This is a genomic window from Sorangium sp. So ce1153, assembly GCF_051521595.1.
GTDB lineage: Bacteria > Myxococcota_A > Polyangia > Polyangiales > Polyangiaceae > Sorangium.
The window spans coordinates 8,738,843-8,765,344 of record NZ_CP150361.1 but is presented as its reverse complement, the minus strand read 5'-3'; the positions used below and the strand labels follow the sequence as shown (position 1 = coordinate 8,765,344).

The following is a 26,502-nucleotide window of genomic DNA, read 5'->3' as shown; positions in this document are numbered from 1 at the left end:
GATGCGCGCCGGCGGACCTTCCCAGCCCACCACCGACGAGCACCGGCCCCCGTCGGCCGGCGACGGCGGGTGCGGTCGCCCCGTCCTCCTCGCCGCCTTCCCGGGGCTCGCGGCCTGCTCGATCCCCGCTTCCGGCGAGGTCGTCGGCCGCGCCTGGCTCTTGTCGGCGGGCATCCCCGACACGGAGGTCTCCGGGCAACACCTCAGCTTCTCCCGGACGGGCGGTCGCCTCCAGATCGAGGACGTCGGCTCGCGCAACGGCACGTACCTCAACGGCGCGCCGCTTCGCGCCAGGCAGCGCGTTGGCCTCGACGACGGCGACGTCGTGCGTCTCGGGAGGACGCTCCTCGTCTACCGAGAGGCCTTCACCGGCGCCCTGTCGCCGGCGCCGCCGCTCGGCCGCCTCGTCGGCCCGTGGGGCCTCACCGCGGTACGGGCCGAGCTCCTCGGCCTGGCCGCGCGCCGCGAGCTCAACGTCCTGCTGCAAGGCGAGACCGGCACGGGCAAGGAGCTCCTCGCCGAGGCCGTCGTCGAGGCCCTCGGGCGCGGGGGCAAGCCGTTCGCGGCCGTCAACGTGGCGGGGATCCCGGCGAGCGTGTTCGAAGGGCAGCTCTTCGGCTGGAAGAGGGGCGCCTACTCCGGTGCCGTGGGGGACAGCCGCGGCGTGCTCCGGGCGCACCAGGGGGGCGCCGTGTTCCTGGACGAGATCGGCGAGCTGCCGCTCGAGGTGCAGCCGAAGATCCTGCGTCTGCTCGAGAACCGCGAGATCCTCCCGGTGGGCGAGGACCGTCCGGTCCGGGTGGAGGTGGCGCTGATCGCCGCCACGAACCGGCCCCTGGAGGCGATGGTGGAGCGGGGCGCGTTCCGCCGCGACCTCCTGGCGCGGTTCCTCGTCCGGATCGATCTCGCGCCGCTGCGCGAGCGGCCGGAGGACGTCTTCGCCGTGCTCCAGGCGCTGCGCGAGCGGCGGGGCGCCCCCTTCGACGCGCGGGCGGCCGAGGTGGAGGCGGTCGAGCGGCTCCTGCTGGAGCGGTGGCCGGCGAACGTGCGCGACGTCGATCGCCTCGCGGCGATGATCGATCGCGCTGCGCCGCTCACGCAGCACGCGGTCGAGCGGGTGCTCGGCCCGCCTGCCGCCCGGGTGGCGCTGACCCGGGAGGCGGCGGAGCAGGTGCTCGCGGAGTGCAGGGGCAATCAGTCGGAGGCGACGCGCCGGCTCGGCGTCTCGCGGGGCAAGCTGCGCAGGCTGCTCGGGCTGGCCTGAGGTTGCGCGGGGGGCGCGGCGCGGGCGAGCGCGGCGGCGCTCGCGAAGTCGCTCGCGAGCTGCCGTGAGATGCGCTCGAAGTGGAGCTCACCCTTCGTGGCCCGGTCGGTCCAGTAGCAGCCACGGAGCTCTGTCGGCCTGGGGCCGTGGACCCGGAGATACACGGCCCCGCGGTGGACGCGGCTGCGGTCCTGGAAGCGCAGATCCGGCTCGTTGCGGTAGATGGCCGCGAGCAGGAAGTCGCCGTCCACCTCGTCGAGGCGCGCGGCGATGCTCGCGGAGCGGGACTCGGCGGTGAAGGTCCGGGTCTTGACCGTGGAGAAGGTCTGCTCGACGACGAGGAAGATGGGGAGTGGCTCGCCCTCCGCGGGGGTGAGCTCGCCGCGCCAGGTGCCGCGCAGGACGGGCTGGCTCAGGGGCCATGGGTGCAGCAGGCCGAGCCGCCACAGCCACGCGTCCCACAGCAGCAGCAGGGCGGACAGCCCCGATACCACGGCCGACAGCGGCGCGAAGAACGACAGCGGCACCAGCCAGCCATGCCCGAGCAGGGAGAGCGCCCAGAGCGCGGCGCCGGCGAGCACGAGGATCGTGAGCGGCGCGCGGCTCATCGGGGGAGCGCCTTCGCGCCGAAGATCCGCCTCCATCCCGCCTTCAGGAACGCGTACGCCTGCTCCGGCGTGCGCCGCGCCGGTCCATGGAAGAGCGGCTTCATCCCGCTGACCTCCATCAGCTTGGAGCTGTCGGCGCCGTGCTGCGTGGCGCGCAGCAACCAGCTCAGGACGGCCTCCGTGTCCTTGAGATAACCGCCTTGCTCCAGGTTGAAGCACGCGTCCGGAGCGTTGTAGACGAGGCACTCGAGGACGAACGCGCGCACCTGTCCGGCGGCGCTCCGTTGCTCGTCGTCCCCCTGATCGGCCATGTCCGCGCGCAGGTGCTTGAAGATGCGGACCATGCGCTTGAAACGCCTGTTGGTCGCGTCGTTCTTTGCGACTCCGCGTTCGTAGTGCTGGTCCGGCCAGTTGATGATGCGCTCCGCGGGCGCGTTGCGCGGGCGCATCTCGACGCCCTCGAAGTACTCCCACGCTCCGCTCGCCGTCCTCTTGCCGGTGTAGCGGCGGTGCCTCAAGAACACCGCCACGTCGGCGTCGAGCCGGTCGCCTGAGGCGTGGACGTCGTACGCCTTGTTGCCAGCGGTGACGTTGCCGGCGCCGAACCGGTCCTTCAGCGCCGCCCCGACGTCGTCGCGGAAGGAGTCGAAGGAGTAGTCGGAGTCCCGGAGCCCGAGCATCTCCCGCGTCACCGGGCCATCGGCAGGAAACTCGTAGAAGGCGACGTCTCGCAGGACGACGGCCACGTCGATGTCGCTGTCACCCCGCGTGTTGGTGTTGTTTCGGTAAGAGCCGGTGACGGAGACATCGATTCCCTTCTGCGCGAGCTTCGGCGCGCTGCGAATCGCCTTCTGGATCGCCTCGCGAGCGCCGTTGCCCCGCTCCTCATCGGTGGCGTTGATCGTCTCGGCCCACTTCTTGAGCGTCTCATCCCAGTTCCTCGGCATGGTTCACCCCATCGGGGTGCGCGGGGTCGTCACGGAGCGCCTACCGCTCCGACGGAGGTACGAGCCCCGTCGCGCCCAGCCGGGCTCTTCAGCACCCGCCGTGCCGGCTGGATCATGGGCGAATCGCAGGGAAACGCTGCCCCTGGAGAGGGCTTGAGGCGGATCGCGATCAGGCGGCGCGCTGGCCGCGATCAGCGCAGGGCCGCAGGCGAGGCGCCGCCGCGTGGGGGCGCGCTGTGCCGGCAGGCGTCCCGAGGCGACGTTCAGGGGCGGCGCTCGACATGGGGCGACAACAAGGCGGCTGCGGCGGCGCGACCCGCTGAGGAGGCGCTCCAGAAGCGTCACTCGACCGAGCAGCGGTTGCCTGAACCGAAGGCCGCAAGTCCACAGCTCCAGGCGAGGGAGCTCGCCGCGCGCTGCGCAGCGCCACCCAGGCCAGCGGTCTCCTGCTCACCCCGCAGGGTGAGCGCACTCGCTGGCAATTTCTTTGAGCCACCTTCGGGACTTGAACCCGAGACCTACGGTTTACGAAACCGTTGCTCTACCACTGAGCTAAGGTGGCACGCCTCTCGTTGAGGAGGCGCGCAGATTACCCATTCGCCCTGCCAAGTCAAGCGCTTTTATTCGCGCCCCTTGGAGCAGCCTCGCCTTCCCCGTCACGTTCCCCGGGCCTCCCCGGTTCCAGCTCCCCGCTGCGCCGGGCCCGAGCCTTCACTGGCCCGAGCCCTCACCACCGCCGCGGCCGAAGAACTCCCGCAGCCGCTCCGCCAGCTCGCTCGCCGCCGACCAGTGCATCATGTGCCCGGCCTCCGGCAGCTCGACGTGCTCGGCGCGCGCGAGCCGCGTCACCCGCTCCGCCTCATCCGGCGGGTGCCATCCGTGTGGCCCGCCGCTCACGACCAGCGTCGGGCACGCGATGCGCTCCAGGAACGCCTTGAACGCCTCGGCGTGGAACATCATCGGCGACGTCGTCCGGTGCACCGGATCGTACGCCCACGCGAGCCCGCCATCCGGCTCCTCCCGCGTGAGCAGCGGCGCGCGCGTCACCAGCACCTCGCGCGGCACGCGCGCGTGGTTCGCCACGAGCCGCGCGATGGCGTCCTGCATCGACGAGAGCCGCCGCGGCCTCCGATCGAGCCCCTTCATCTCGCGCAGCCACGTCTCCAGGCGCGTGACGGCCAGCTCGGGCGCGTTCGCCGGCGGCCCCATGCCCTCGAGCAGCGCCAGGCGCTCGACGCGGCCGGGGCACGCGCCCGCGTAGTACACCGCGACAGCGCCGCCCATCGAGTGGCCCACGACGCCGAGCCGCGCCGGCGCGAGCGCGTCGACGAGCGCCGCCACGTCCGCGATGTAGTCGGGGAAGTGGTAGTAGCCGCCCTCGCCGACGCGTGCGCTCCGGCCGAAGCCGCGCAGGTCGGGCGCGACGACGTCGTGCCCCGCCTGCGCGAGCGGCTCGGCCACGAGATCCCACGTGCTCCCGGCGTCGAGGAAGCCGTGGAGCAGCAGCAGCGTCAGGCCGGTCGGCCGCGCGCCCTCGTCGCGGAAGCGATGGACGCACAGCTCCAGCCCGTTGACCTTCCAGGTATCCGATGACCTACGCACCACGCGCGTGCTCTCGCGTGCTCATGCTCGCGTCAACTCCCCCCGCGCGAGCGCGGCGCCGTCACCTCTTCGCCGGCGTCGGCGCCGGCGCCGCCGGAGGCAGCATGGCCCCCGTCGCCACCGGCACGGCCGCGCCCGGCGCCGCTCCCGAGGGCGCCGCTCCCGCCGGCGCCGCTCCCGCCGGCGTCGCGCCCGCCGGCGCCGCGCCGTCCGCGCCCGCCGGCGCCGCGCCGTCCGCGCCTGCCGGCGCCGCGCTCCCCGAACCCGCGGCCGGCGCCGCCGGGAGCGCGGCGCCCGTGAGCTGCGCGGCGTCCTTCAGCACGTCGTCCGCGTGCACCCCCGGATCCACGTCCGGGTACACCTTCGCGATCTTGCCGTCGGGATCGATCAGGAACGTCACGCGCGCCATCGTCCCGAGCCGCATGGGCACGCCGAACGCGGTGGCCCACGTGCGATCGGTGTCGACCAGGATCGGGAACGGCAGCCGGTGCTCGGTCGAGAACGCCTCGTGCGACTCGCGGGTGTCGGCCGACACGCCGAAGACCTGCACGTTCGCCTGCTTGAAGCGATCCCACGCGTCGCGGAACGCGCACGCCTCCTCCGTGCAGCCAGGCGTCCCGTCCTTCGGATAGAAGTACACGACCACGGCCCGACCCCGCTGGTCCGACAGCCGCTGGATCGCACCGTGCTGATCGGCGGCGAACACGTCGGGCGCCGGAGCGCCGACCGGGAGTAGCCCTTGTCCACCATCGGGTCGCTCGGCCGCGCCACACGCGAGCAGCGAGACAAAGGCAAAGACGACAGCAACAACGACAAAAACGAGGGCAGTCGGGAAGCGTCTCTTCATCAGAGCGCCACGTTACCACGCACTCGGTAGGATCGATCCGACGCTTCTGATACGTTGCGCCGACAGGAGACGAGACCGATGGCGAGCTTCGGACACGGCAGCGGCGCCGGCGCGGTGCGCCAGGGCAGGGGAATCACCTACCCCGATTTCTCCTCGCCTACCGTGGATAAGGTCATGGTCGAGGAGCGTGCAGGCGGGCTCGGCAAAAGGAGCATCAAGGGCCCGGCCAAGGTCGCCGGCCTCAAGCTCGCCATTTCCATGATGGATCTCACCACCCTCGAGGGGAAAGACTCGCCGGGGAAAGTCCAACAGCTCTGCCAGAAGGCGCTGCGCCCCCACGAGCGCGCGGACATACCTTCGTGTGCGGCGGTGTGCGTCTATCCCAAGCTCGTGCCGGTCGCCAAGCGAGCGGTCGAGGGCTCGACCGTCAAGGTGGCGAGTGTGGCGACGGCGTTCCCGAGCGGCCTGTCGACCCTGGAGGTGAAGCTGGCCGACGTGCGCCAGGCGGTCGAGCTCGGCGCGGACGAGATCGACATGGTCATCGACCGCGGCGCCATGCTCGCCGGCGAGTACGCCGCGGTCTTCGACGAGATCGCCGCCACCAAGGAGGCCTGCGGGCGGGCGCACCTCAAGGTGATCCTGGAGACGGGCGAGCTCGGGAGCTACGACCGCGTCCGCAAGGCGAGCCGCATCGCGATGCTCGCCGGCGCCGACTTCATCAAGACCTCGACCGGGAAGATCACCCCGGCGGCGACGCCCCCGGTCACGCTGGTGATGCTGGAGGCGATCCGCGATCACGCGCACGCGACCGGCCAGCGCATCGGGATGAAGCCAGCCGGCGGCATCCGCACCGCGAAGCAGGCGCTCCACTACCTCGTGATGGTCAAGGAGACGCTCGGCGACGCCTGGCTCAGCAGCGACCTGTTCCGCTTCGGCGCGTCCACGCTCCTGAACGATGTGCTCATGCAGCTCGAAAAGGAGCGGACGGGCGCCTACCAGAGCGGCGACTATTTCAGCAAGGACTGACCGCGCGCGGCGCGATGCCCCGCGGTGCGCGCGGCGCGGCGCGGCGCGGTGCGTGCGGCCAGCTGCGCGCGGCGCCGCCCGCTCCGGTGTTCAACCCCCGGCCGCGGGCGTCGACGTGGAGTAGAGTGCGCGGCATGAGCGACAAGAGCACCGCCGCGGCAGGCGGCGACGGGGGCTCGCCCCGGGGACCGAGCGCCGCTCGGGACGCGAGCCCCGCGCGCGACGCTGCCGTCGTGTTCGGCGACGCGTGGCGCTACGCGCCGGCGCCCGAGGGGCGCGACCACGTGAAGATCGCGCCGCGTTACGACCTCTTCATCGGCGGCGCGTGGCGCGCCCCGGAGTCGGGCCGCTACCTCGACAGCGTCAACCCGTCGACGGAGGAGAAGCTCTGCGAGTTCGCCGAGGCCTCCGAGCGGGACGTCGACCTCGCCGTGCAGGCGGCCCGGGCTGCGTACGAGAAGCACTGGTCGCGCCTGCGCCCGCTCGATCGCGGCAAGTACATCTACCGCATCGCCCGCGCCCTCCAGGAGAAGGCGCGCGAGCTCGCGGTCGTCGAGTCGCTCGACGGCGGCAAGCCCATCAAGGAGTCCCGCGACGTCGACCTGCCGCTCGCCGCCGCGCACTTCTTTTACTACGCGGGCTGGGCCGACAAGCTCGATCACGCCTTCCCCGGGCGCGACCCGCGCCCGCTCGGCGTCGCGGGCCAGGTGATCCCGTGGAACTTCCCGCTCCTCATGGCAGCCTGGAAGCTCGCCCCCGCCCTCGCGGCGGGCAACACCTGCGTCCTCAAGCCCGCCGAGACGACGCCGCTCACCTCGCTCCTCCTCGCGAAGATCATCGAGGAGGCCGACCTCCCGCCCGGCGTCGTCAACGTCGTCACGGGCGCGGGCGCGACGGGCGCCGCGGTCGTCGGCCACCCTGGCGTCGACAAGGTCGCGTTCACCGGGTCGACCGAGGTCGGCAAGCGCATCCAGCGCGCGCTCGCCGGCACCGGCAAGAAGCTCACCCTCGAGCTCGGCGGCAAGGCGGCCAACATCGTCTTCGAGGACGCGCCGCTCGATCAGGCCGTCGAGGGCATCATCGGCGGCATCTTCTTCAACCAGGGGCACGTCTGCTGCGCGGGCTCGCGCCTCCTCGTCGAGGAGAGCGTCCACGACGCCCTCCTCCTCAAGCTGCGCGAGCGCATGGCGACCCTGCGCGTCGGCGATCCGCTCGACAAGAACACGGACGTCGGCGCCATCAACTCGCGGGCGCAGCTCGAGAAGATTCAGGAGCTCGTGGCGGCGGGCGAGCGCGAGGGGGCCGCGCGCTTCTCGGTGAGCTGCGCGCTCCCGCAGCGCGGCTACTGGTTCGCGCCGACGCTCTTCACGGGCGTCGCGCAGTCGCACCGGATCGCGCGCGAGGAGATCTTCGGCCCCGTGCTGTCCATCCTGACCTTCCGCACGCCCGAGGAGGCGATCGAGAAGGCGAACAACACGATGTACGGGCTGTCGGCCGGCGTGTGGACCGGCAAGGGCTCGAAGAGCTTCTGGGTCGCGCAGCGCCTGCGCGCGGGCGTCGTCTGGGCGAACACCTTCAACAAGTTCGACCCGAGCTCCCCGTTCGGCGGCTACAAGGAGAGCGGCTTCGGCCGCGAGGGCGGGCGCCAGGGGCTGCTCGCCTACCTCGAGGTGGACTGATGGCGCTCGGTGATCAGGACAGCGGCGGTGACGAGGGGCGCGCGTCGACGGGCGCCGGCGAGGCGGCGCGCGGCGTGGCTGATGACGTGCGGGCGGGCGGCCTCGCTGACGCGGGCGCGCGGGTCGGCGTGCGCAAGGCGTACAAGATGTTCGTGGGCGGCGCGTTCGTGCGCTCGGAGTCCGGGAGGTACACGCAGGTGCGCGATCAAGGCGGCGCGGGCGCGGTCGAGAACATCCCGCGCGCGTCGCGCAAGGACGGGCGGGACGCGGTGCTCGCCGCTGCCGGCGCGCTCGGCGGCTGGTCGTCGCGCTCCGCCTTCAACCGCGGGCAGATCCTCTACCGCCTGGCCGAGATGCTCGAGGCGCGGCGCGCGGAGCTCGCGGCCTCACTCGAGCGCGGCGGGCTCGACGCCGTCGCCGCCGAGCGCGAGGTCCTCTCGTCGATCGATCGCGCGGTCGCCTACGCGGGCTGGGCCGACAAGTACCAGAGCCTCTTCGCGAGCCTGAACCCCGTCGCCGGCCCGCACTTCACCTTCACGGTGCCCGAGCCGATGGGGGTCGTCGTCATCGCGGCGCCGCCGCGCCCGGCGCTCCTCGGGCTCGCGAGCTCCCTCCTGCCGGTGATCACCGCCGGCAACACCTGCGTCGTGCTCGCGAGCGAGGCGGACCCGCGCACCGCCCTCATCTTCAGCGAGGCGCTCGCCACGAGCGATCTCCCGGGCGGCGTGGTCAACATCCTCACCGGCCAGCTCGCGGAGGTGCTGCCGCACCTCGCCGCGCACATGGAGGTCGCGGCGCTCGATCTGCACGGCGTGGACGCGTCGCTGGCGCGGCGCCTCGAGGAGGCGGCCGCCGCCACGGTCAAGCGCGTGCGCGCCCGCTCGCTCGACGAGGCCGCGTGGTTCGACGACAGGGCGGCGACGTCCCCCCGCTGGATCGAGCGGTTCGTCGAGATGAAGACGATCTGGCACCCGGCTGGCCCGTGACGCTGCAGGCGCGCCGCGCGCGCCTCAGCTGCCGAGCACCATCCCCGTCTGCAGCGTCCGCCCGGCGACGAGATCCGCCGCCGCGAGCGGCTTCCGTCCCTCGGCTTGCGCCCGCAGGATCTGGATCGCGCCCGCGCCGCAGGCGACGATCACGACGCCGCGGCCGGCCATGACGACGGTGCCTGGCGGCGCCTCTTCGCGCGCGGCCTCGCTCTCGACGCGCGCGGCCAGCACCTTGAGCGCCTTGCCGTCGATCGTCGTGAAGGCGCCCGGCCACGAGGTCATCCCCCGGATGTGATCGTGGATCTGCCGGGCGCTCCGGTCCCATCGGATGCGCCCGTCCTCCTTCTTCAGGAGCGGCGCGTGCGTCGCCGCCCCGTGGTCCTGCGGCGTCGCCTCGATCTCGCCGCCGACCGCGCGGCGGAGGTCCTCGCGCACGACGCGCGCCGCGAGCGCCCCGAGCTCGACCGCGAGCTCGTCCGCTGTCGTGTCCGGGCCGATCGGCGTCCGGTGCACCGCGTAGACCGGCCCCGTGTCCATGCCCTCATCCATCTGCATCAACGAGATGCCCGTCTCAGCCTCGCCCCCGACGATCGCCCAGGTGATCGGCGCGGCGCCGCGGTAGCGCGGCAGGATCGACGCGTGCAGGTTCATGCAGCCGCGCCGCGGCGCCTCGAGCACCGCCTTCGGCAGGATGCGCCCGTAGGCGATCACCAGCGCCACGTCGGCCTCGGCGTCCTTCACCCACGCGGCGAACTCGGGCGTGCGGATCTTCTCGGGCTGCACCACCGGGACGCCGAGCTCCGCCGCCTTCGACTTCACCGGCGGCGCCTTCAGCTCGAGCCCGCGCCCGGCCGGCCGATCCGGCTGGCAGACGACGCCGACGACGTTGGCGATCGACGCGAGCGCCTCGAGCGAGGGCACGGCGATGGCGGGGGTTCCGAAGAAGAGCGCGCGCACGCCGTAGCTCTAGCAGGAGCTGCGCTCCGCCAGGCCGCCTTCTTGCTCCGCGGCGCGCTCCTGACGCCCCGCACGCCCCGCACGCCCCGCCGCCGCGGCGTCAGGGGCGCGCCGCTGGCCTGCCGCTGCCGTCTCCGCCCGTGTCGCCCCCCGCCGCGCCCGGCGCGGGGCGAGGATCCGCGCAGCAGCGGAAGCCGGTCTCGTAGAAGACGAAGCTCGGCTCGTGGGCGTCGTTCGTCCCGCGGCAGCCTGTCCACGGCTTCGCCCAGAAGCCGCCCATGAGCGCGCCTGGCCACCGGCGGCCGCGGCGCGAGGCGACCCACTCCTCGACGTTGCCCATCATGTCGAAGATGCCGAACGTCGAGGCGCACCCGGCGTGGGAGCCGCTCGGGGCGCCCTGCCAGAGCCGCTCCACCTCGCGCCGCGCCACCTCGCCGGAGGCGCCGAGCTTCCGCTCGTCCACTTGCCGCCAGGCCTTGCCGCTGTTGCAGACCGCCTTGTCGACGCGCCAGCCGTAGACGAGGGGGCGCCGCTCGGGGCCCTCGCAAGCGAGCTCCCACTCCTGCTCGGCGCAGACGCGCTTGCCGCGCGCCCCGCACCAGGCGGTCGCCATCTCGAACGACTGCATGACGAGCGGCTTCGCGCCCCGCTGGTTGGGCGCCTCGAACTGGTCCATGCACACCGAGATCTCGGTCGTCGGCCCTTCCTCGGCGGTGATGCCCTCCCAGTACGCGAAGCAGTGCGTGGCCTTGCCGCTCTTGACCGGCTCGACGCAGACATGCTGCACCTCGTCGTGGTGCGTGCCGGTGACGAGCCGCATGTCCGCCGGGCACGCCGCGCTGGGCCCGGGGTCCAGGGAAGGGGCCGCTGGCAGGCCGAGCATCGCGATCGCGAGCGCGCCGAGGCCGAGCAGGGGATCGATCATCGTTCAGCGAGGGCTCCGTGATCGCTCCGTTCCGAGCGCCGCGTCGCCCTGGCTGCGCCGCGCGCGGCCTGGCTGGCGGTCGGCGGCGCGCGATGACGAGACGCGCGTCTCCTCCACCGCGGAGGAGACCCTGCGCTGCGTCGCGCGCGTGCGCCAGGTGAGTGGCGTGACGGGCGCGACGGGCGAGCGCTGCAGGTCGGAGCTGACCGCAGCGTATCCTCATTCAAAAAAATGGCCAGGGCTGTGGCACGCGGCATGCGCCGTGTCTATGGTGAGCTCCCGTAGCCTCGCGGGCTGTGTTCGCCAGCAGGCTCCGCGTCGCACCATTCTCATCCGTCTGGATGCAAGCCAAGATGACCGGGGCGCGCGTCGATCGCGCGGCCCGGCCGCCGGTTCATGAAGGGGTTTACCTCCCCCGGTCGGGTGCCTAGAGGAGATCGCCATGTCCGAGAAAAAGAACCCGCCGATGCCGCCGCGCTCCGAGGAAGAGGTCGTCTTCGGCGACGAGCTGCCGGTCCTGCCGATTCGCAATGCGGTCCTGTTCCCGGGCGCCGTTGCGCCCTTCGATGTCGGCCGCGAGAAGTCGGTCGCGCTCGTCGAGGATGTCGACAACCTCCCCGGCCCGGTCATCGCGATCTTCGCCCAGCGCGATCCGTCGACCGACGATCCCGGGGCGGAAGACCTGTACCCGATGGGCTGCGCCGCCCGCGTGCTGAAGGCGCTCAAGCACAGCTCCGGCAACTACTCGCTGATCCTGCAGGGCCTCACGCGGATCCGGCTCGACACCGTCACGGCGCACACGCCGTACCTCCGCGCCAAGATCCGCCGCATGGATGAGCCGGCGACGGAGGACGTCGAGGCGGAGGCGCTCGCGATGAGCCTGCGCGACATCGCGAAGCAGGTCATCCAGCTGATGCCCGAGCTCCCGCGCGAGGCGGGCTCGCTCATCGACTCGATCCAGGCGCCCGGCGCGCTCGCCGACCTCGTCGCGGCCAACCTCGACGCGCCGGTCGAGGAGAAGGCGCAGCTCATCGAGACGATCGACGTCAAGGAGCGCATCCGCAAGGTGCTCCGGCTGCTCACGCGGCAGCTCGAGATCCTGAAGATGCGCGAGCGCATCAACTCCCAGATCAAGGAGGAGATGGGCAAGAACCAGCGCGAGTACGTGCTCCGCCAGCAGCTCAAGGCCATCAAGGAGGAGCTCGGCGAGGACGACGGCGATCAGGGCGACCTCGACGGGCTCGAGGACCGCATCGCGAAGGCGAACCTGCCGACCGAGGCGGAGACCGTCGCGAAGAAGCAGCTGAAGCGGCTGCGCACGATGCAGGTCGGGTCGGCCGAGTACACCGTCGTGCGGACGTACCTCGACTGGATCCTCGACGTGCCCTGGACGCAGTCGACGCAGGACAACCTCGACATCGGGAGCGTCCGCAAGGTGCTCGACGAGGATCACTACGGCCTGGAGAAGGTCAAGAAGCGCATCCTCGAGTACCTCGCGGTCCGCAAGCTGAAGCAGGACAAGAAGGGCCCGATCCTCTGCCTGCTCGGCCCGCCCGGCGTCGGCAAGACCTCGCTCGGCCGGAGCATCGCGCGCGCCCTCGGCCGCAAGTTCCACCGCGTCTCGCTCGGCGGCGTGCACGACGAGGCGGCGATCCGCGGCCACCGGCGCACCTACGTCGGCGCGCTCCCTGGCCAGATCATCCAGGGCATGAAGAAGTCGGGGACGATCAACCCGGTCTTCATGATGGATGAGGTGGACAAGATCGGGCACGACTTCCGCGGCGACCCCTCGGCGGCGCTGCTCGAGGTGCTCGACCCGGAGCAGAACAACACGTTCGCGGATCACTACCTGGAGATCCCGTACGACCTGTCGCACGTGATGTTCGTCGCGACCGCGAACGTGGCGGACCCGATCCCGCCGCCCCTCCGCGACCGCATGGAGATCCTGGAGATCCCCGGCTACACGCGGAAGGAGAAGCTCGCGATCGCGCGGCAGCACCTGCTCCCGAAGCAGCTGTCAGAGCACGGGCTCACGACCGAGCAGCTCGAGGTCACGGACAAGGCGCTGGAGGAGATCATCGATCACTACACGCGCGAGGCCGGCGTCCGCTCGCTCGAGCGGCAGATCGCGGGCGTCATCCGCGGCGTGGCGGTGAAGGTGGCGGAGGGCGACACGCAGAAGCGGCGCGTCGACAACGAGGACGACCTGCACGAGTTCCTCGGCCCGGCGAAGTACACGAGCGAGGTCGCCGAGCGCACGGCCGAGAGCGGCGTCGCGACGGGCCTCGCGTGGACGAGCGTCGGCGGGGAGATCCTCTTCATCGAGGCGACGCGGATGTACGGCACGGGCAAGCTCCAGCTGACCGGCCAGCTCGGCGACGTGATGAAGGAGTCGGCGCAGGCGGCGCTGTCCTTCGTGCGCAGCAACGCGGCGAAGTACAGCATCGCGAAGGACTTCCTCGAGAAGAGCGACCTGCACATCCACATCCCCGCCGGCGCGATGCCCAAGGACGGGCCGAGCGCGGGTGTGACGATGTTCACGGCGCTCGTCTCGCTCCTCACCGGGATCAAGGTCCGCCACGACGTCGCGATGACGGGCGAGATCACGCTGCGCGGCCGGGTGCTCCCGATCGGCGGCCTGAAGGAGAAGGTGCTGGCGGCGCACCGCGCCGGCATCAAGCGCATCATCGTCCCCGAGCGCAACCGGGCGGACCTCGAGGAGGTCCCGAAGGAGGTCGTGGACGAGCTGCAGTTCTTCTTCGTCAGCCGGATGGAGCAGGTCCTGGAGGCCGCGCTCGAGCGGCTGCCTGAGCCCGCGCCCGTGACCGAGGAGTCGAAGGACGGCGAGAAGAAGGATCTCGAGAAGTCGGAGAAGAGCTCGATCGCCAGCAACTGATCCCTGGGCGATCCGTCTCCGTGAGCGCCGCGCGGCTTGAACGCGCGGCGCTTTTTTTGTCGGTCTGTGCTTCCACGAGAGCCGCGGGGCGGTGACTGCCGTCCTCCGCGGGATGCCGTCGCCTCAGCCGCGCTCCGCGGGGCATCTCCGCGTCTCAGCCGCTCTCCTCTCGACGGATGTCAAGCGAATCGGTAGCCTCGTCAGCGCATGAGGCCGTGTCCGAACTGCGCGTGGATGCTCAAGGAGACCGACGCAGCCTGCACGATGTGTGGCGCGAGCGTGGCGGGCGCAGCGCCTGGAGCCTCTGTCCCGGTCGCGGCTCCGCCGCCGGTGCAGGCGGGAGGGGCCTATGCGCCGCCCGGCCCTGCGGGCTATCCGGGGCAGCCGGTCATCTCCGGCTACGGCGGCGCGGTGCCGCAGCCTGTGTCGCCGGGCTACGCCGCCGTGGGAGGCGGGCAGGGCGCGTATCCGCCGCCGCCTCAGCCGGTCGGGATCGGGGCGCCTGGCTCGCCGGGGGGCGGCGTCCCGTTCTCGACGGGCGCGGACGCGCCCTTCCCTGTCTCTCCCTGGGCGCGCGCAGCGCCGTCGGCGGGGCTCACGTCGCAGCCGTCGTCCCCCCCGGTGAACGCGCCCGGGGTCATGCCGGCCCAGCCGCCGCTTGCGTCGCCCATCCCGGGAATCGTGCCTGGCGCGCCGGTCGGCGGGGCGATGGGGCCGCAGCCCGTGTCGCAGGCGCCGGTCTTCGGCGCGCCGCCGCAGATGGTCGCGCCCCCGCCGATGGTCGTGCCGACGGGGACGCCGGGGATGGTGGCGCCTCCCCCGATGGTGCAGGGCGGAGCGGTAGCGCCGCCGCCGATGGTTCAGGGCGGGCTGCCTGGGGTCGTGCCGACGGGGACGCCGGGGATGGTGGCGCCTCCCCCGATGGTGCAGGGCGGAGCGGTAGCGCCGCCGCCGATGGTGCAGGGCGGGGTACCCGCGGCCGTGCAGGGCAGGGCGCCGGCGATCGTCGCGCCGCCGGTCGTTCAGGGCGCGGTCCCGGGCGTGGTGCAGCCGGTCTCGGCGCAGCCCTCGCGCGTCCTCGTCGGCTTCATCGTGACGTTCCAGAACGATCCTGGGGGCAGCTTCTGGCCGATCTACAGCGGCCGCACGCAGATCGGGCGCGCCGGGGCGGACCCCGCGACCGAGATCGGGCTCCCCGACGCGAGCGCCTCCTCGCGCCATGCGTCGCTCCACGCGGACCCGACGACGGGTCAGGCCTTCATCGAGGACGACGGCTCACGGAACGGCACCTTCGTCAACGAGCAGCGCCTCGCGCAGGGCGAGCGCCGTCAGCTGCGCGACAACGACCGGCTGCGGCTCGGGAGCACGACGTTCGTGGTGAAGGTGCTGGTGGCGTGAGGGGAGAGGGGCGCGAGGTGGCAGGCGCCCCAGCTCTATAGCTACGCGGAGGCTACTGTCCGCCTGCGCCGGCGGTACCGTCTGTGCCGCCAGCGCCGCCAGCGCCGCCAGCGCCGCCAGCGCCGCCAGCGCCTGTCCCCACCTTTTGGCACTTGCGGAAGCCGTCCTCGACTTCGCAGATCTCAGACGTGCAGTCGGCAGCCGAGATACAGGACTGTCCGTCTTCGCAACGCGCTTCGCAGAGCGTCCCACCGCAGTCAACATCGGTCTCCAGCCCGTCCTTCTCCCCGTTGAAGCAGAGTGGCGCAGGGGCCGGAATGCTGCAGTCGAAGTAGTTGACCGTATCGGCCTTGGTGCTCGTGCCGTCTGCCGCCGTCGCGCTCGGAGGGTAGTGGACGCTGAACCTGATGAAGCCTGCGAACTCCTCCGTAGCTGTCGGATCCATCGTCGGTGGGGGCTGATTCCCTGGACTCACCTCGAGCACCGCCTTCGGCAGCAGGTCCACCTGGTCGCTGCACTTCTTCTCGGCGTCGATCCGGTTGAAATGGTGCGACGTGCCGTCTGCGCAGCTCACATCGAGGGTGTCCCGGCCTTCCGGCGTCGTGATGGCGACTGTCCCACCGATCACGCTGACAGCACTGGCAGCGCCGCCGCCGCTACCGGTGCCTCCTCCGGCGCTGCCGCCGCCGCCGTCTTGACCGCTGCCGTCGTCGCACTGAGGGAGGGCGCCCCCGGCGCCTCCCGCGCCCCCGGCGCCCCCGGCATTCTCGGGCTCGCCGCACGGATTGATCGTCACCGAGTAGGTGAACTCCCCCGAGTAAGTGAATGTGCCGCACTCCCGCGCCTGGGCGTCGATGCGCTTGAAGGAGACGGTCGTCGGGGGGAATGCCGCGATGTCGAGCGGCGGATCGAAGACGACCTGTCCACCGCTGGTCAGGAAGCAGACGTCAAGGGTCTCTCGGCTGGCAAAGGTGCCCTTCAGCGTCTGCCCTTCACCCTGTAACCCGCAACGATCGTCGATCTCGCGATGAAAGTCCGCGTAGCAGCTGTTCGGATCCTGGAGGAACGCGCAGATGTTCTCGAACTCCTCGCCGCAGCCGGGCACGGTGACGGCTGCGGCCGCGACGAGGAGCGGAGACACGGCGGCGGCGAGCATGACGTAGCGGCGCATGGGCGCAGTCTACGCGGTCTCCCCGCGGGTGGGCCAGATCCGCCGAGGTCGCCAGGCAAGGTGGCGGCAGCGGCGCGCGCCGCCGCCCCCCCGCGCGGGCGCTCCCTCTCACAGCTCGGCGTAGGGCCCCGGGACCACGTACGCGTCGTCGTTGCCCGCGTAGGTGAACACCCCCCAGCAGACGAGCTTGTACTTGATCGCGAACGCCATCGCCTCCCGCAGGCTCGCCTTCGGCGCGAGCACGGCGAGGTTCGAGCGGCGGACGCCCCACCAGCCCGGCCCATGCTGGAGCACGGCGTCGTGAAGATCCTGCGTCGCGTGCTTCGAGTCCTCGAGCACCGCGAGGCGCAGCCGGACGAAGGACTTGTCGCTCGCCGGGAAGTCGAACCAGTACAGGTTCGACCTCGCCTGCTTCGGGGCGATGCTCCCGGCGCCCTGAGCCGAGAGGAAGCGGCTGAGATCCTCGGGCGAGAGCTTCTGGGTGACCGGGTGCGTGTCGACGTCCTTGCACGTCTCGGGGCCGACCTTGAACCCGCCCAGCGTGAGCGAGGGATCCGGGCCGTTCTCTGGCGTCAAGAGGAACCGATCGGGATCGGGCAGGTCGCTCGGGTACTCCACGCCGGCGTCGATGCCGCTGCACGCCGGGACCCCCAGCGCGAGCGCGAGGGCCGCTGCGCGCGCTGGGCGTCGGGGCGCGCGGCGGCTCGGCGCCGGACGCTCGCGATGGGGGCTCATGCGGAAGGGGGGGCACGGCGCGCTCGCCGCCGGTGCTCCGGCGGGCGCGCCCTCGCGGCTCGGTTTGCTTTCGTTCGACATGGCTCTCTCGCGGCACCTGGGGCACCGCCTCGATCGGCGGGCGCAGCGCTGCCCGGGCCGGGCAATCATTCAATGCCGGGCGCCCCGAGGGCAAACTCCTCTGCGAACATTTGGCTGGCGCGCCCCCGCTGGCCTAGAGTTCGCTTGATGAGGCACCTCGGAATGCCGATGCTCGCGCACGCCCTCGCCCTCCGCGCCCGGCGTCCGCCCGCAGCCACGCCAGCCGCCCCAGCGCGCGCCGGAGCGTCCTGCGCCGCCGTGGCCGCGATCGCGCTGCTCGCCGGCTGCGGCGGGTCGCCCACCGCGCCGAAGCAGGACGACGTTTTCTACCTCCACGGCGCGGCCGGCGTCCTGAGCAAGGACTCGAGCTTCGAGGTGTACTTCCCGCCGCTCGACGCCCCGGCGACGGAGCGGGTTCCCCGCAGGATCGGCGTGGGCCTCATGAACGGCGACGTCCGCATGAGCCGCCCGATGGACTGGAACGTCGGCGGCGCGGACTACACGCCAGAGCGCCGCTTCATCACGTACCAGTCGCCGCGGCAGTTCCTGTTCTCGATCTACGAGCGCATCGACAGCCCCGAGGACCCGTGGCCCGACGTGCTCAAGCGCTACGAGGCAGACCTCGAGGAGCAGGGCGCGCAGATCCTCTCCGGCCGCGCGCCCGTGGCGACCGCGAACACGCAGGGGCGCAGCTACCTGGTCAAGGCGAAGATCCCCTCGAAGCCGGTCTCCGAGGCCTTCGCCCACGAGGTACTCATCCGGAGCCCCCGCCGTGTCCTGCTTGTGCAGATCGTGCACCACCAGAACGTCGACGCGAACGCCGACGAGATCACGGCGGCGCTGCAGAGCCTCACCGTCTACTGAGCGCGCGGCGACGTGAGCGCCGCGCCCGCCGCGCGCCGAGCGCCGCACGCGCCGCGATGGCCGTCCCCGGCCCGGCGGCCCGACGCGGCTCCGCCCGGCGTCGCTCACATCGGCGGGGGCTCGCCCCGGTCCTCGTCGTCCGCGTCGTCGCCGCCCGCGAGGTGCTTGTCGTCGAGCGGGATCGTGATCACGAGCCGCTCGGCCGCTGAGCCGCCGATCCACGCGGTGCGCTTGAGCGTCGCGGCGCGCGGCGAGCCGAGCTGGAACCGAGGCGCTTCTTCCGTGTCCACGTGGATCTCGAGCATCACGTCGTGGATGCCCGGCGTGAACGTCTCGATGACGCCGCGGACGAGCTCCTGGCGATGGCCCCCGGGCAAGAAGGAGAGGTACTCGTCGTAGCCGACCGGACCGAGCACGACCTTGTAGCGGCCCGACCCGTCGAACACGTAGCGCCCCAGCGTCAGGCTCTCGCCGAGCTGGTGGTTCATCACGCCGAGCTTGTTCCTGAACGGCTTCTCGATCTTCGTCCAGTGTCCGATGAACTGCTCGATGCGCACGTCGATGTCGCCGAGCATCTCGGACAGCACGGTCTCGAGGTTCCTCGCCGAGCGCGACTTCGAGGCGAGGATGGGCGCGTAGCGGAGGAAGAAGAAGCGATCGAGCGGCGTCTCGTAGTCGCGGAACCCGTCGAGGCCGACCGCGCAGAGCATCCGCCGCGAGAAGGGGTCGGCGCCTTGCTTGCGGTAGGTGACCGGCAGCCGGTACTTGGTCCACGCGCGGTAGAGGAGCGACAGGAGCCGGTGGTGGAAGACGTCGAGGAGCTCGCGGATCGGCTGCGGCCCGCCCTGGTAGTCGGCCAGCGCGATCTGCTCGATGAAGTACGCCGGCAGCGGCGACACCGAGCCGTACAGGCCGAGGAACGTGGTCGAGACGCGCGCGCGCTGGACCGCGTCCGGGGACTTGACGACCGCGAGCTCGCTCACGTCGCTCGACGCGAAGACGAGCGACGGATCGCTGCGCAGCCGGATGCGCTCGTCCTGCACGGGCCCGAGCTGGCCCACCGGCGGCGAGGCGGGGAAGGTCCGCTCGAGCAGGTAGATGAGGCGGTAGTACGAGAAGCGCGGCGCGGTCGCCGCGAAGCGCCCGATCGCCTCCAGCGCGGCGGGGTCGGCGCCCGCGGCGCCCCTCGGCGCAGCCGCCTTCATATCAGGGTCAGGCTGCCGCTCTTCGGCTCCCATTTGTGCACCACGCGTGTGTTCGTGCCGGTGACCGTCAGCTGCGTGAACGAGTTCAGCGAGACGTAGGACCCGAGCATCTCGTTCAGGATGCTCGCGAACAGGTACATCTCCCCCTCGCCGACGAACCCGCCCTCGTCGAGCTCGATGTCGACCGCCACGCCGCGGACGGGCGCTCCACGGTACAGCCGATCGGTCGGACGCACCCGGATCGACTTGATCGCGGCCAGGCGGAGCTGGTTCGCGCGCGCCGCCTGGCGGTCGACGATCGCCTGGAAGTTGTAGAGATCGACCGTCGCTCGGAGCACCTCGAGCTCCGTGATCGAGCGGTAGCTCATCGCCATGTGCGCCAGCACGCGCCACTGCAGCTCGCGCCCTATCGGCGGCGGGAGCGGCGCGGTGACGCCGGTGAGGTTGGTGAAGCTCGCCACGGCGGGAGAGGTCGCCGTCGGCACCCTGAGGTCGCCCATCTTCAGCTGCGCCGGCAGGCGGCGGTTCGTGCTCGTCGCCTCGATGCTGATCACGTCGAACTCGGGGAGGGCCCCCGCGTCCTGCGGGGAGCCGAACGACAGGTACATGTCGATGCCGTCCCCGATCGCGGCCGGGCGGAGGTGCGCCTGGTAGAAGATCGTCCGCGCGGCGGCCTCGGGATCGAGCTCGTGCTGGAAGCTGAAGAACGAGGGGATCTCGACGCGCTGGCTCGTGCGCCGGGCGATCCCGACGACCTTGTCGATGCTGTGGATCTCGAAGGCGGAGGGGGCCGCGCCCGCCGGGCGGCAGAGGTACTCGTGCTTGGTGGCCTCGGGCTTGATCGGGTCGCTCGTGTGCTCGAACAGGTTCACGACCGGCGAGCAGAACAGCCGGATGTTCTCCTTGCCGACCCGGGTCCCCGGCGGGAGCCCGTCCTTGAACTGCAGCAGGATCGCGAACCGATCGGAGATCCGCTCCGCCGAGATGGCCTGCAGGCCGGTCACCTCGAAAAACGCGAACTTCTGCGGGAGGGTGAAGAACTCCTGGAGCAGCCGGAAGCCGGGGTAGACCGTCTTCGGGTACGGGATCAGCGCCTCTTCGTCGGTGAAGCCCGTGAGCCGCACGGAGCGCGCCGGCAGCGACGCGATCGTCGTGTCGCGCCCCGCGGCGTCGACCGCGGCGAGCGCGACGCCGTCGACGTGCGCGCCGACCCAGAGGCGGAGATCGTCCTGGAGCCTGCGCTCGCCGTGGATGTAGAAGCGGAGCGAGGAGAGCGACAGGCCCGAGAGCGCGGCGCCCCCGGTCAGGCGGAGCTCGATGCGGAGCGTCTGCGCGAGCTGCGCGCCCGTGTCGACGCGCACGTCCTCCACCGCGAGCGGGACGAGCTCGACGTCCTGGGTCGTGCGGAAGCGGCACGAGACGCCGTCGACCGGCACCGACCCGACCTCCGCGTGCCGGCCCACGACGAGCTTCTCGCGCACCACGTTCGGCAGCGGCGTGAACTCGATGATCGACGTCGCCGGGATCTGACGGAGGTAGTGCGGAAAGAGCAGCGACGCGACCGAGTGGATCACCTCGGGGAGCTCGTCGTCGAGCTTCTGGCGGATCTTGCCCGTCAGGAAGGCGACGCCCTCCAGCAGCCGCTCGACGTCGGGGTCGCCGCCGCGCTCCGCGAGCATCGGCGCGATCCCGGGATAGGCGGCCGCGAACTCCCGCCCCAGATCCCGCAGGTAGGTGAGCTCGTCCTGGTAGTACTTGTTGAACATCCTCTCGCCACCGCCAGTCGACCGCCGGGGCCGGAGCCTGTCAACCGCCGTGAGCCCGGCCGCCGGACAGACGCTACGTCATCCGGACGTTGCCGCTCTGGTCCACCGCGGCGCCGAGCCGGAGCGCCTGGCGCCGGCCGTCGGGAAACTGGATCTGCGCGGTGATCTCGAACTCGAGGATCATCGACTGCACCGAGTCGCTGCGCATGTGCCGGACCTGCACGTTCTTCAGCCGCGGCTCGTAGGTCTGGATGCAGTTCTTGAGCGAGCGCTGCACCAGGCCGATCGCCTCGGGGAACTCGTGCAGCACCTCGGAGACCTCCATGAGGCCGTAGTCAGGGCAGGTCAGCGAGCTGCCCTGGCGCGTGTTCAGCATCTGCCCGAGGTGCGTCAGGATGGCCGACTCGAGGTCGTGATCCCGGTAGGTGCGCCGCTCCGTCGAGTGCGGGTCGGCCGCGTGCGTGATCCGGGTGAGGAGCGATGCGCCAGCCACGGCGCCAGCGTAGCTCAGCCCGCGCCTCGAGCGGAAGCCCGCCCGCTCAGCGCGGCGTGAGCCAGTCGTCCTCCGCCGAGACGCCCCCGTCGTTCCAGGTCCAGATGATCCTCTGGTACGTGAACGCGACCTCCTCCTGCTCGGGCATCCGCGCATGAGTCCGGTTCCGCACGTTGAGCATGTGGAAATGGATGCTCGAGATGTTCGCGTTCGTGAGCTGGACCGTGAAGACCGGCCGCTCGACGCCCGTCGCCATCGACCTGTAGAACTGGAGCTCCCAGCGGTCGATGTTCTCGTTGTGGCTGAGGATGCTGAGGAGGAGAGGGGTGGACCGATCGAGGTCCTTCGTGATGACGAAGGGCTTGTGCATGCGCTTGCCCGTCGGGCGCCCGGTCACCGGATCCCGCGGGCCTACCAGGCTGTGGAAGACCCCGGTGACCAGGATCGTGCCTTCACGGCCCTTCTGGGTGACGGAGCCCCTGACCTCCCCCTGCCTTGTTCCGACGATTCTGAGGTAGGCGTGGAGGGCCATGCCAGGGTTCTGCTCCTACTGCGCGTGATGGCCATCCATGAACATGAGAGCCCCAACCCTGGCCGGCCTGCCCGGTACGACAAACGTGGCCGGGCGACCCGAAGGCCGCCCGGCGCGAGAAAACATCAGAGGCGGGCAGCGATCACTGCGGCGTCTCCCAGTCGTCCGTCGCCTCGCGGGCGCCGTCGCCGTCGTCGAACGACCACACGATCTTCTGGTACGTGAACGCGACCCGCTCGTACTCCGGGACCTGCGCCTCACCCGGCTTGCGGGTGTTCTCCATGATGAAGTCGATGCTCGCGACCGTCGCGTTGATGAGCTTCACCGTGTAGTGGTTCTGCTCCTTGCCGACGTTCGACTGCGCCTTCATGCCCGGCGTGTAGAACTTGAGCTCAAACTCCGTGATGCTCTCGTTGTTGACCAGGGCGTTGTAAAGAAGGGGGGTCGACTTGTCGAGCTCCTTCGTGATGACGAAGGGCTTGTGCTGCCGCTTGCCGCTGGGCATGCCGGTCGCCGGATCACGCGGGCTCACGACCGAGTGGTGCACCTGGATGACACCGATGGTCTTCTCGCGACCCTTCTGGGTGATCGAGCCGTCGATGGGACCCTGCGTGATACCCTTCACCTTGAGATGAGCTTGCAACGCCATGATCAGATGCCTCTACCTTCAAGGACTCGCCCCCTGGACTCAGTCTACGCCCCATTGCGCGCTGGCAGAAGGTCCGCCCCCTCGGGAGTAGGAGTTCGGATGCTTCGAGATAAGGCTCGCACCGTATCTCTATCCCTGCTCATCGCAGGGAGTCCCGAAGGTAACTCCCTAGATGGGAGCGTCAAGACTTTTGTGGCCCAGAAAGCGCGCTCCTTCTGCTCTCCATCGGTCCGCAATATTACATCGCGTCCATCCGTTTCCATGCGTCTCCCTCCGCTTCCACGTGCTTCCGCCTGCTTGCGTCGACCTCGGCGCGGTTCCGCGCGGTTCCATGCGCTTCCGCTTCGATGATGGAACCTGGGCGTATCGAGCGTGTTGCGGACGTTGTGGGCGACGTGACGACGCGCGATCCGACGCGTGGATCCTGGGGTGGGCGCGACAGCCGAGATGGAGAACAAGGTGGCCTGGCCAGCCAACGGTGCTGGCCGGCCGCGGTGGCCGGCCAGCGGGCCTGGCCGGCCACCGTGGCCGGCCAGGGCGTTAGGTCGCGAACTCGCCTCGGCGAGGCCTTGCGTGATACGAAGGGCGCGTGAGCATCGTTCGCTTCGGCTCCGTCGTCGGCCTGGGGCTCGCCGCCGCCCTCACGGGCTGCGGTTCGTACCCCGAGCAGCCGCACGGCGAGCTGCAGACACGCAAGCAGAACCCGATTCCCGTGTGCACCGCCCAGCTCCCGCCCGCGCGGCGCGCGGCGGGGGAAAAGGCGGCCGTCCGCACCCTTGACGCCGACCAGTGGCTCGGGATCGTCGTCCCCGGCTACAGCGAGGAGCGCGGCATCGGGCCGACCGACGTCGATTGCACCGGCCACTACGTGTTCGCCAACGAGACGCTGCGCGGAGGCATCTCGAAGTCGGGCTGGCCGCGCAAGATCGATCCGGACGAGGTCGAGATCCGCTCCGGGCCGGAGGGGCTGCGCGCCGTCTGGGTGCGCGTGCTCAAGTTCGAGAACGGCGACGAGGGCGGGCTCGTCGCGCTCGTGCGCGCGGCCGGCGATCGCGCGGACGTCTACGGCGTCGGCAGCTTCCGCGCGCCCGCCAAGGGGACCAGGCTGTCCCCGGTGCGCCTCGGCAACGACAACCTCGTCGTGGCCGAGACGAAGAGCTGCCCCGATCCCGACGACTGCAGGCAACGAGCCCACTTCTACCTGGCGCGGAGGGGGCGGCTGATCGAGGCGGCCTCCGTCGACCTGGAGCGCACCGCGGTCGTCCCCTCCGTCACCGAGCGCGGGCTCTACGCGCGGTACGTGCTGCGCACCGACGTCTCCTACAAGCCGAACGGCATCCAGCTGCTCGAGCAGGTGCGGGTGAAGATCGTGAAGTCCGAGAGCGGCAACCGCGACAGCGATCGCGAGCTCCGCCGCGTGGAGTTCCAGCGCTTCCTCCGGGTGGAGCGGGATACGCTCTTCTCGTCAAACGATCCGCTCTGGGAGCGCGTCGTCGGACAGGACTAGAACAGCAGCGGCGGCCCAGAGGCCGTGGGTGGAGCGCGGGGGGGGGCGGGCGCCCGCCGGACTCGCATGACGCGCCTCGCCCGCGCAGGGCGCGGACGAGGCGCGCGTGGATCTGCTCGGACATCGGCCCGTCGCCGCCTGCCCCTCGCGCTCCACCCACGGCCTCTGGGCCGCTCCATCGGGGGAACAGGGGAGGGGCCGTCCTGGCGGCGGGGCCTGGCGCTGTCTGGAGACGGAAGAGGCGATATCCGCCGGCGAGAGCATCGTCTCGCCGGCGGGGAGCGGTGGCTACCAGCAGAACAGCGCGTTGCCGTAACCGCAGTTCGGGGGCTGGAACATCGCGTAGGCGGTGCCGATGGCAAGGCCGCTCAGGAAGCCGGTCACGCCGCCAATCGCGATCTGACCGGCGTCCTCGTAGGCCTCCGCGCTGCCAGGAGCGACGCCGCGGGCGATCGAGGTGACGACCGAGGCGGTGAGGGGGAAGGCCACATTGCCGATGAAGCCGCCGGCGTTGAAGCGGCCAGACGAGTAACGGAACGTGTCGACAAGGAAGATGCCCGTGCCCGCGCCCGTCGCACCCCACGAGGCGAACGCGTGCGTCGAGGGGCCGCCGAAGGACTTGCATTCCGAGCTGGACAGGGCGGTCTTCGTCTCGTCGACGCTGCAGCCGGGGCGCGTCGACTCGATCGCGTCCTTGATCGGCAGGTCCACGAGCAGCGTCAGCGCGGTCATCGTCATGGCGGGCGCCAGGACCGAGAAATGCCAGCGCCCCTTCCACCCGACCGTGGACTCGGGATCGCTGTAATAGACGCGCGGCATCAGGAAAACGACCGAGGTCCCCAGCACGAGGCTCACGTCCGAGACCGTGCCCCAGTTCTCATCGCGCGTTACCTGCGCAGCCGCCTCGCTCGGCGCGAGGAGGCACGCGGCCACGGCCAGACAACCTGCTGCTACGACTTTCTCCCTGATTCGCATGAACGGCGCCTCGCGTTCGGCTGCGCCACCGGCGAAGTTCGGCGAGCACAAGGCGCGGCTCCCCGCACGAAGCCCCGCCGTTGAGGGGCGCTACCGTTTGTTCGGATTCCCAGAGACGGGGAAGCGGACGATGCTCCGGCCTCCCGGCTCGCCGGATGACACGTAGTCCTCTGCGGCGGTCGCAGCGTACGCCCGGTAGAACTGCTCGCCAAATATTTCCCGAAACGTTTCCTTGTCCTCGCCCGAGTAGTCGCCGTGGCGGCGCTCGTAGAGCCGCCAGAGCTCCTCGTACTTGTTCGAGAACAGCCCGCCTTTCTTGCCCTCGCGCTCGAGCTTCTCCTCGAGCGTCTTCGGCGCGAGCTTCACGAGCAGCGAACGAACGCCCCCCATGACGCCGCTCAGCAGCGCCATCTGGTGGCTCATCACGTCGGCGAAGATCTCCTGCAGCTGGCGCGCGGTGTCCGCGCCGCCCTCGGGCGTGAGCAGCACCGTGCCGAGCTCCTTCGCGTCCCCCGCGGTCGCGACCCTGTCAGTCTCCGCGGATCGATCGCGGGCGAGCACCTCGGCCTCGAACGTCTGGTAGCCGTCGCGCAGGCTCACGAAGCACTTCAGGAAGACCTCCATCGTGTCGCGGAGCCGCCGCGCGAAGTTGACGATCCCCGCGACGTCGTCCGGGGGCTTCGTGCCGGGCGCGAGCGCGCTCGCCAGCTCGGACAGCGCCGCGAACGCAGCGTTCGCCGGGGCCAGCTCGCCGAGCGTGCGGTAATCGACGCCGTAGTACTGGGAGATCTTCTGGAAGTCCCGCTCCGCGAGCACGCTCGGGTGCTCCTCACCCAGCCGGCGCAGGTAGCTCTGGCGCGCGTCTGGCGGGAGGCGCGCGAGGTGATCCCAGATCATCCGGTAGACCGCTGCCCACGCGGTCCGGTACGCCTCGAGGTAAGGGACGACCTGACGGAGGTACGGGTCCTCGCCGCCTGGAGCGGCGCGCTTCTGCGGCGTGAGCAGGGCGGAGAGGTTCTCGCCGCCCGTGCCGAGCAGCGTGCCGTCGCTCGGGCTCTCGGCCTTCAGCGGCGCCTCGATGATCGCGAGCCGGATCTGGATCGGGCCGATCGTGATCTCCGGCTGGTTGCTCACGTCCACCGAGGTGTCGCGCGCCAGCCGGTGCCCGGCGAACATCGTCCCGTTCGTGGAGCCGAGGTCGCGCACGAGGATCCTGCGATCCCGGACGTCCACCGCCGCGTGGAACTGGGAGATGTACGGCCGGTCGATGTGAAGATCGTTCAGCTGGTTCCTGCCGATCCGGACAGGGAAGCGCTCGAACGAAGCGTCGAAGCTTTGGTTGGCCTGGGTGTCGGACACGCGGGCCGAGAGCGCCGCCGGCATGGG

General features: G+C 71.1%; 23 protein-coding genes and 1 tRNA gene. 8 read left to right on the top strand and 16 right to left on the bottom strand.

The window, feature by feature from the left end:
- The first annotated feature begins 1 nt into the window (after position 1).
- A complete protein-coding gene (locus WME85_RS31495; RefSeq protein ID WP_437826684.1) occupies positions 2 to 1,264 on the top strand; it encodes a sigma 54-interacting transcriptional regulator in 1,263 nt (420 codons plus the stop codon).
- Here the strand turns inward: WME85_RS31495 and WME85_RS31490 are convergent.
- From WME85_RS31490 to WME85_RS31470, 5 genes are all read right to left on the bottom strand, one after another.
- Complete coding sequence (locus WME85_RS31490; protein ID WP_437826682.1) at positions 1,195 to 1,872, bottom strand: hypothetical protein; 678 nt, start codon at positions 1,870 to 1,872, stop codon at positions 1,195 to 1,197. The genes WME85_RS31495 and WME85_RS31490 overlap by 70 nt on opposite strands.
- Positions 1,869 to 2,819 (bottom strand): nucleotidyltransferase domain-containing protein, encoded by a 951-nt coding sequence (locus WME85_RS31485; RefSeq protein WP_437826681.1) that lies wholly within the window; start codon positions 2,817 to 2,819, stop codon positions 1,869 to 1,871. Before WME85_RS31485 ends, WME85_RS31490 begins: the two co-directional genes overlap by 4 nt.
- A gap of 490 nt (positions 2,820 to 3,309) precedes the next feature.
- Positions 3,310 to 3,381, bottom strand: a tRNA-Thr gene (locus WME85_RS31480).
- A gap of 149 nt (positions 3,382 to 3,530) precedes the next feature.
- On the bottom strand, positions 3,531 to 4,421 hold the full coding sequence (locus tag WME85_RS31475; RefSeq protein WP_437826679.1) for an alpha/beta fold hydrolase: 891 nt from the start codon (positions 4,419 to 4,421) through the stop codon (positions 3,531 to 3,533).
- Between the two features lie 61 nt (positions 4,422 to 4,482).
- Positions 4,483 to 5,268 (bottom strand): peroxiredoxin, encoded by a 786-nt coding sequence (locus WME85_RS31470; protein ID WP_437826677.1) that lies wholly within the window; start codon positions 5,266 to 5,268, stop codon positions 4,483 to 4,485.
- Positions 5,269 to 5,346: 78 nt separating this feature from the next.
- Here WME85_RS31470 and deoC point away from each other — a divergent pair, with 78 nt between their 5' ends.
- The 3 genes from deoC (at position 5,347) to WME85_RS31455 (ending at position 8,959) form a co-directional block, all read left to right on the top strand.
- Positions 5,347 to 6,294 carry a deoxyribose-phosphate aldolase gene (gene deoC / locus WME85_RS31465; protein WP_437826675.1) on the top strand — a complete coding sequence of 316 codons (948 nt, stop codon included), beginning with the start codon at positions 5,347 to 5,349 and terminating at the stop codon, positions 6,292 to 6,294.
- Between the two features lie 134 nt (positions 6,295 to 6,428).
- Positions 6,429 to 7,973 (top strand): aldehyde dehydrogenase family protein, encoded by a 1,545-nt coding sequence (locus WME85_RS31460; protein ID WP_437826673.1) that lies wholly within the window; start codon positions 6,429 to 6,431, stop codon positions 7,971 to 7,973.
- A gap of 146 nt (positions 7,974 to 8,119) precedes the next feature.
- Positions 8,120 to 8,959: an aldehyde dehydrogenase family protein gene (locus WME85_RS31455; protein ID WP_437842397.1), complete on the top strand. Its 840-nt coding sequence runs from the start codon at positions 8,120 to 8,122 to the stop codon at positions 8,957 to 8,959.
- 24 nt (positions 8,960 to 8,983) lie between these two features.
- Here the strand turns inward: WME85_RS31455 and fmt are convergent, their stop codons facing one another.
- The gene (gene fmt / locus WME85_RS31450; RefSeq protein ID WP_437826671.1) at positions 8,984 to 9,919 is read right to left on the bottom strand and encodes a methionyl-tRNA formyltransferase; all 936 of its coding nucleotides are present in this window, start codon (positions 9,917 to 9,919) and stop codon (positions 8,984 to 8,986) included.
- A gap of 100 nt (positions 9,920 to 10,019) precedes the next feature.
- A complete protein-coding gene (locus WME85_RS31445) occupies positions 10,020 to 10,844 on the bottom strand; it encodes a formylglycine-generating enzyme family protein (RefSeq protein ID WP_437826669.1) in 825 nt (274 codons plus the stop codon).
- A gap of 442 nt (positions 10,845 to 11,286) precedes the next feature.
- On the opposite strand from WME85_RS31445, the gene lon reads away from it, so the two are divergent.
- Entirely contained in the window at positions 11,287 to 13,740 is a 2,454-nt protein-coding gene (lon, locus tag WME85_RS31440) for an endopeptidase La (protein WP_437302700.1), read from the top strand.
- Positions 13,741 to 13,947: 207 nt separating this feature from the next.
- Entirely contained in the window at positions 13,948 to 15,138 is a 1,191-nt protein-coding gene (locus WME85_RS31435; protein WP_437826667.1) for an FHA domain-containing protein, read from the top strand.
- 52 nt (positions 15,139 to 15,190) lie between these two features.
- Here WME85_RS31435 and WME85_RS31430 read toward each other — a convergent pair whose 3' ends face one another.
- Together WME85_RS31430 and WME85_RS31425 are read right to left on the bottom strand one after the other, a co-directional pair.
- Positions 15,191 to 16,294 carry a hypothetical protein gene (locus WME85_RS31430; protein WP_437826665.1) on the bottom strand — a complete coding sequence of 368 codons (1,104 nt, stop codon included), beginning with the start codon at positions 16,292 to 16,294 and terminating at the stop codon, positions 15,191 to 15,193.
- Between the two features lie 123 nt (positions 16,295 to 16,417).
- A complete protein-coding gene (locus WME85_RS31425) occupies positions 16,418 to 17,125 on the bottom strand; it encodes a hypothetical protein (RefSeq protein WP_437826664.1) in 708 nt (235 codons plus the stop codon).
- Positions 17,126 to 17,272: 147 nt separating this feature from the next.
- Here WME85_RS31425 and WME85_RS31420 point away from each other — a divergent pair, with 147 nt between their 5' ends.
- On the top strand, positions 17,273 to 17,989 hold the full coding sequence (locus WME85_RS31420; RefSeq protein WP_437826662.1) for a hypothetical protein: 717 nt from the start codon (positions 17,273 to 17,275) through the stop codon (positions 17,987 to 17,989).
- A gap of 104 nt (positions 17,990 to 18,093) precedes the next feature.
- Here the strand turns inward: WME85_RS31420 and tssG are convergent, their stop codons facing one another.
- The 5 genes from tssG to tssD (WME85_RS31395) form a co-directional block, all read right to left on the bottom strand.
- Positions 18,094 to 19,194: a type VI secretion system baseplate subunit TssG gene (gene tssG / locus WME85_RS31415; RefSeq protein WP_437826660.1), complete on the bottom strand. Its 1,101-nt coding sequence runs from the start codon at positions 19,192 to 19,194 to the stop codon at positions 18,094 to 18,096.
- The gene (tssF, locus tag WME85_RS31410) at positions 19,191 to 20,960 is read right to left on the bottom strand and encodes a type VI secretion system baseplate subunit TssF (protein ID WP_437302694.1); all 1,770 of its coding nucleotides are present in this window, start codon (positions 20,958 to 20,960) and stop codon (positions 19,191 to 19,193) included. Before tssF ends, tssG begins: the two co-directional genes overlap by 4 nt.
- A gap of 73 nt (positions 20,961 to 21,033) precedes the next feature.
- Positions 21,034 to 21,453, bottom strand: coding sequence for a type VI secretion system baseplate subunit TssE (gene tssE / locus WME85_RS31405; RefSeq protein ID WP_437302693.1), 420 nt, complete (start codon positions 21,451 to 21,453; stop codon positions 21,034 to 21,036).
- 46 nt (positions 21,454 to 21,499) lie between these two features.
- On the bottom strand, positions 21,500 to 21,985 hold the full coding sequence (gene tssD / locus WME85_RS31400; RefSeq protein WP_437826657.1) for a type VI secretion system tube protein TssD: 486 nt from the start codon (positions 21,983 to 21,985) through the stop codon (positions 21,500 to 21,502).
- Positions 21,986 to 22,127: 142 nt separating this feature from the next.
- The gene (gene tssD, locus WME85_RS31395; RefSeq protein ID WP_437826655.1) at positions 22,128 to 22,634 is read right to left on the bottom strand and encodes a type VI secretion system tube protein TssD; all 507 of its coding nucleotides are present in this window, start codon (positions 22,632 to 22,634) and stop codon (positions 22,128 to 22,130) included.
- Positions 22,635 to 23,223: 589 nt separating this feature from the next.
- Here tssD (WME85_RS31395) and WME85_RS31390 point away from each other — a divergent pair.
- On the top strand, positions 23,224 to 24,141 hold the full coding sequence (locus tag WME85_RS31390; RefSeq protein WP_437826653.1) for a hypothetical protein: 918 nt from the start codon (positions 23,224 to 23,226) through the stop codon (positions 24,139 to 24,141).
- A 288-nt stretch (positions 24,142 to 24,429) separates the two neighbouring features.
- Here WME85_RS31390 and WME85_RS31385 read toward each other — a convergent pair whose 3' ends face one another.
- The gene (locus WME85_RS31385; RefSeq protein WP_437826651.1) at positions 24,430 to 25,074 is read right to left on the bottom strand and encodes a hypothetical protein; all 645 of its coding nucleotides are present in this window, start codon (positions 25,072 to 25,074) and stop codon (positions 24,430 to 24,432) included.
- A 132-nt stretch (positions 25,075 to 25,206) separates the two neighbouring features.
- The gene (locus WME85_RS31380; RefSeq protein WP_437302688.1) at positions 25,207 to 26,499 is read right to left on the bottom strand and encodes a type VI secretion system-associated FHA domain protein; all 1,293 of its coding nucleotides are present in this window, start codon (positions 26,497 to 26,499) and stop codon (positions 25,207 to 25,209) included.
- Positions 26,500 to 26,502 lie beyond the last annotated feature (3 nt).

Excerpts from the sequence above, each read along its gene's own strand:
- WME85_RS31495 (WP_437826684.1), top strand. The coding sequence starts at position 2 with ATGCGCGCCGGCGGACCTTCCCAGCCCACCACCGACGAGCACCGGCCC.
- WME85_RS31490 (WP_437826682.1), bottom strand. The coding sequence starts at position 1,872 with ATGAGCCGCGCGCCGCTCACGATCCTCGTGCTCGCCGGCGCCGCGCTC.
- WME85_RS31485 (WP_437826681.1), bottom strand. The coding sequence starts at position 2,819 with ATGCCGAGGAACTGGGATGAGACGCTCAAGAAGTGGGCCGAGACGATC.
- WME85_RS31470 (WP_437826677.1), bottom strand. The coding sequence starts at position 5,268 with ATGAAGAGACGCTTCCCGACTGCCCTCGTTTTTGTCGTTGTTGCTGTC.
- deoC (WP_437826675.1), top strand. The coding sequence starts at position 5,347 with ATGGCGAGCTTCGGACACGGCAGCGGCGCCGGCGCGGTGCGCCAGGGC.
- WME85_RS31460 (WP_437826673.1), top strand. The coding sequence starts at position 6,429 with ATGAGCGACAAGAGCACCGCCGCGGCAGGCGGCGACGGGGGCTCGCCC.
- WME85_RS31455 (WP_437842397.1), top strand. The coding sequence starts at position 8,120 with ATGTTCGTGGGCGGCGCGTTCGTGCGCTCGGAGTCCGGGAGGTACACG.
- WME85_RS31445 (WP_437826669.1), bottom strand. The coding sequence starts at position 10,844 with ATGATCGATCCCCTGCTCGGCCTCGGCGCGCTCGCGATCGCGATGCTC.
- lon (WP_437302700.1), top strand. The coding sequence starts at position 11,287 with ATGTCCGAGAAAAAGAACCCGCCGATGCCGCCGCGCTCCGAGGAAGAG.
- WME85_RS31435 (WP_437826667.1), top strand. The coding sequence starts at position 13,948 with ATGAGGCCGTGTCCGAACTGCGCGTGGATGCTCAAGGAGACCGACGCA.
- WME85_RS31430 (WP_437826665.1), bottom strand. The coding sequence starts at position 16,294 with ATGCTCGCCGCCGCCGTGTCTCCGCTCCTCGTCGCGGCCGCAGCCGTC.
- WME85_RS31425 (WP_437826664.1), bottom strand. The coding sequence starts at position 17,125 with ATGTCGAACGAAAGCAAACCGAGCCGCGAGGGCGCGCCCGCCGGAGCA.
- WME85_RS31420 (WP_437826662.1), top strand. The coding sequence starts at position 17,273 with ATGAGGCACCTCGGAATGCCGATGCTCGCGCACGCCCTCGCCCTCCGC.
- tssG (WP_437826660.1), bottom strand. The coding sequence starts at position 19,194 with ATGAAGGCGGCTGCGCCGAGGGGCGCCGCGGGCGCCGACCCCGCCGCG.
- tssF (WP_437302694.1), bottom strand. The coding sequence starts at position 20,960 with ATGTTCAACAAGTACTACCAGGACGAGCTCACCTACCTGCGGGATCTG.
- tssD (WP_437826657.1), bottom strand. The coding sequence starts at position 21,985 with ATGGCCCTCCACGCCTACCTCAGAATCGTCGGAACAAGGCAGGGGGAG.
- tssD (WP_437826655.1), bottom strand. The coding sequence starts at position 22,634 with ATGGCGTTGCAAGCTCATCTCAAGGTGAAGGGTATCACGCAGGGTCCC.
- WME85_RS31380 (WP_437302688.1), bottom strand. The coding sequence starts at position 26,499 with ATGCCGGCGGCGCTCTCGGCCCGCGTGTCCGACACCCAGGCCAACCAA.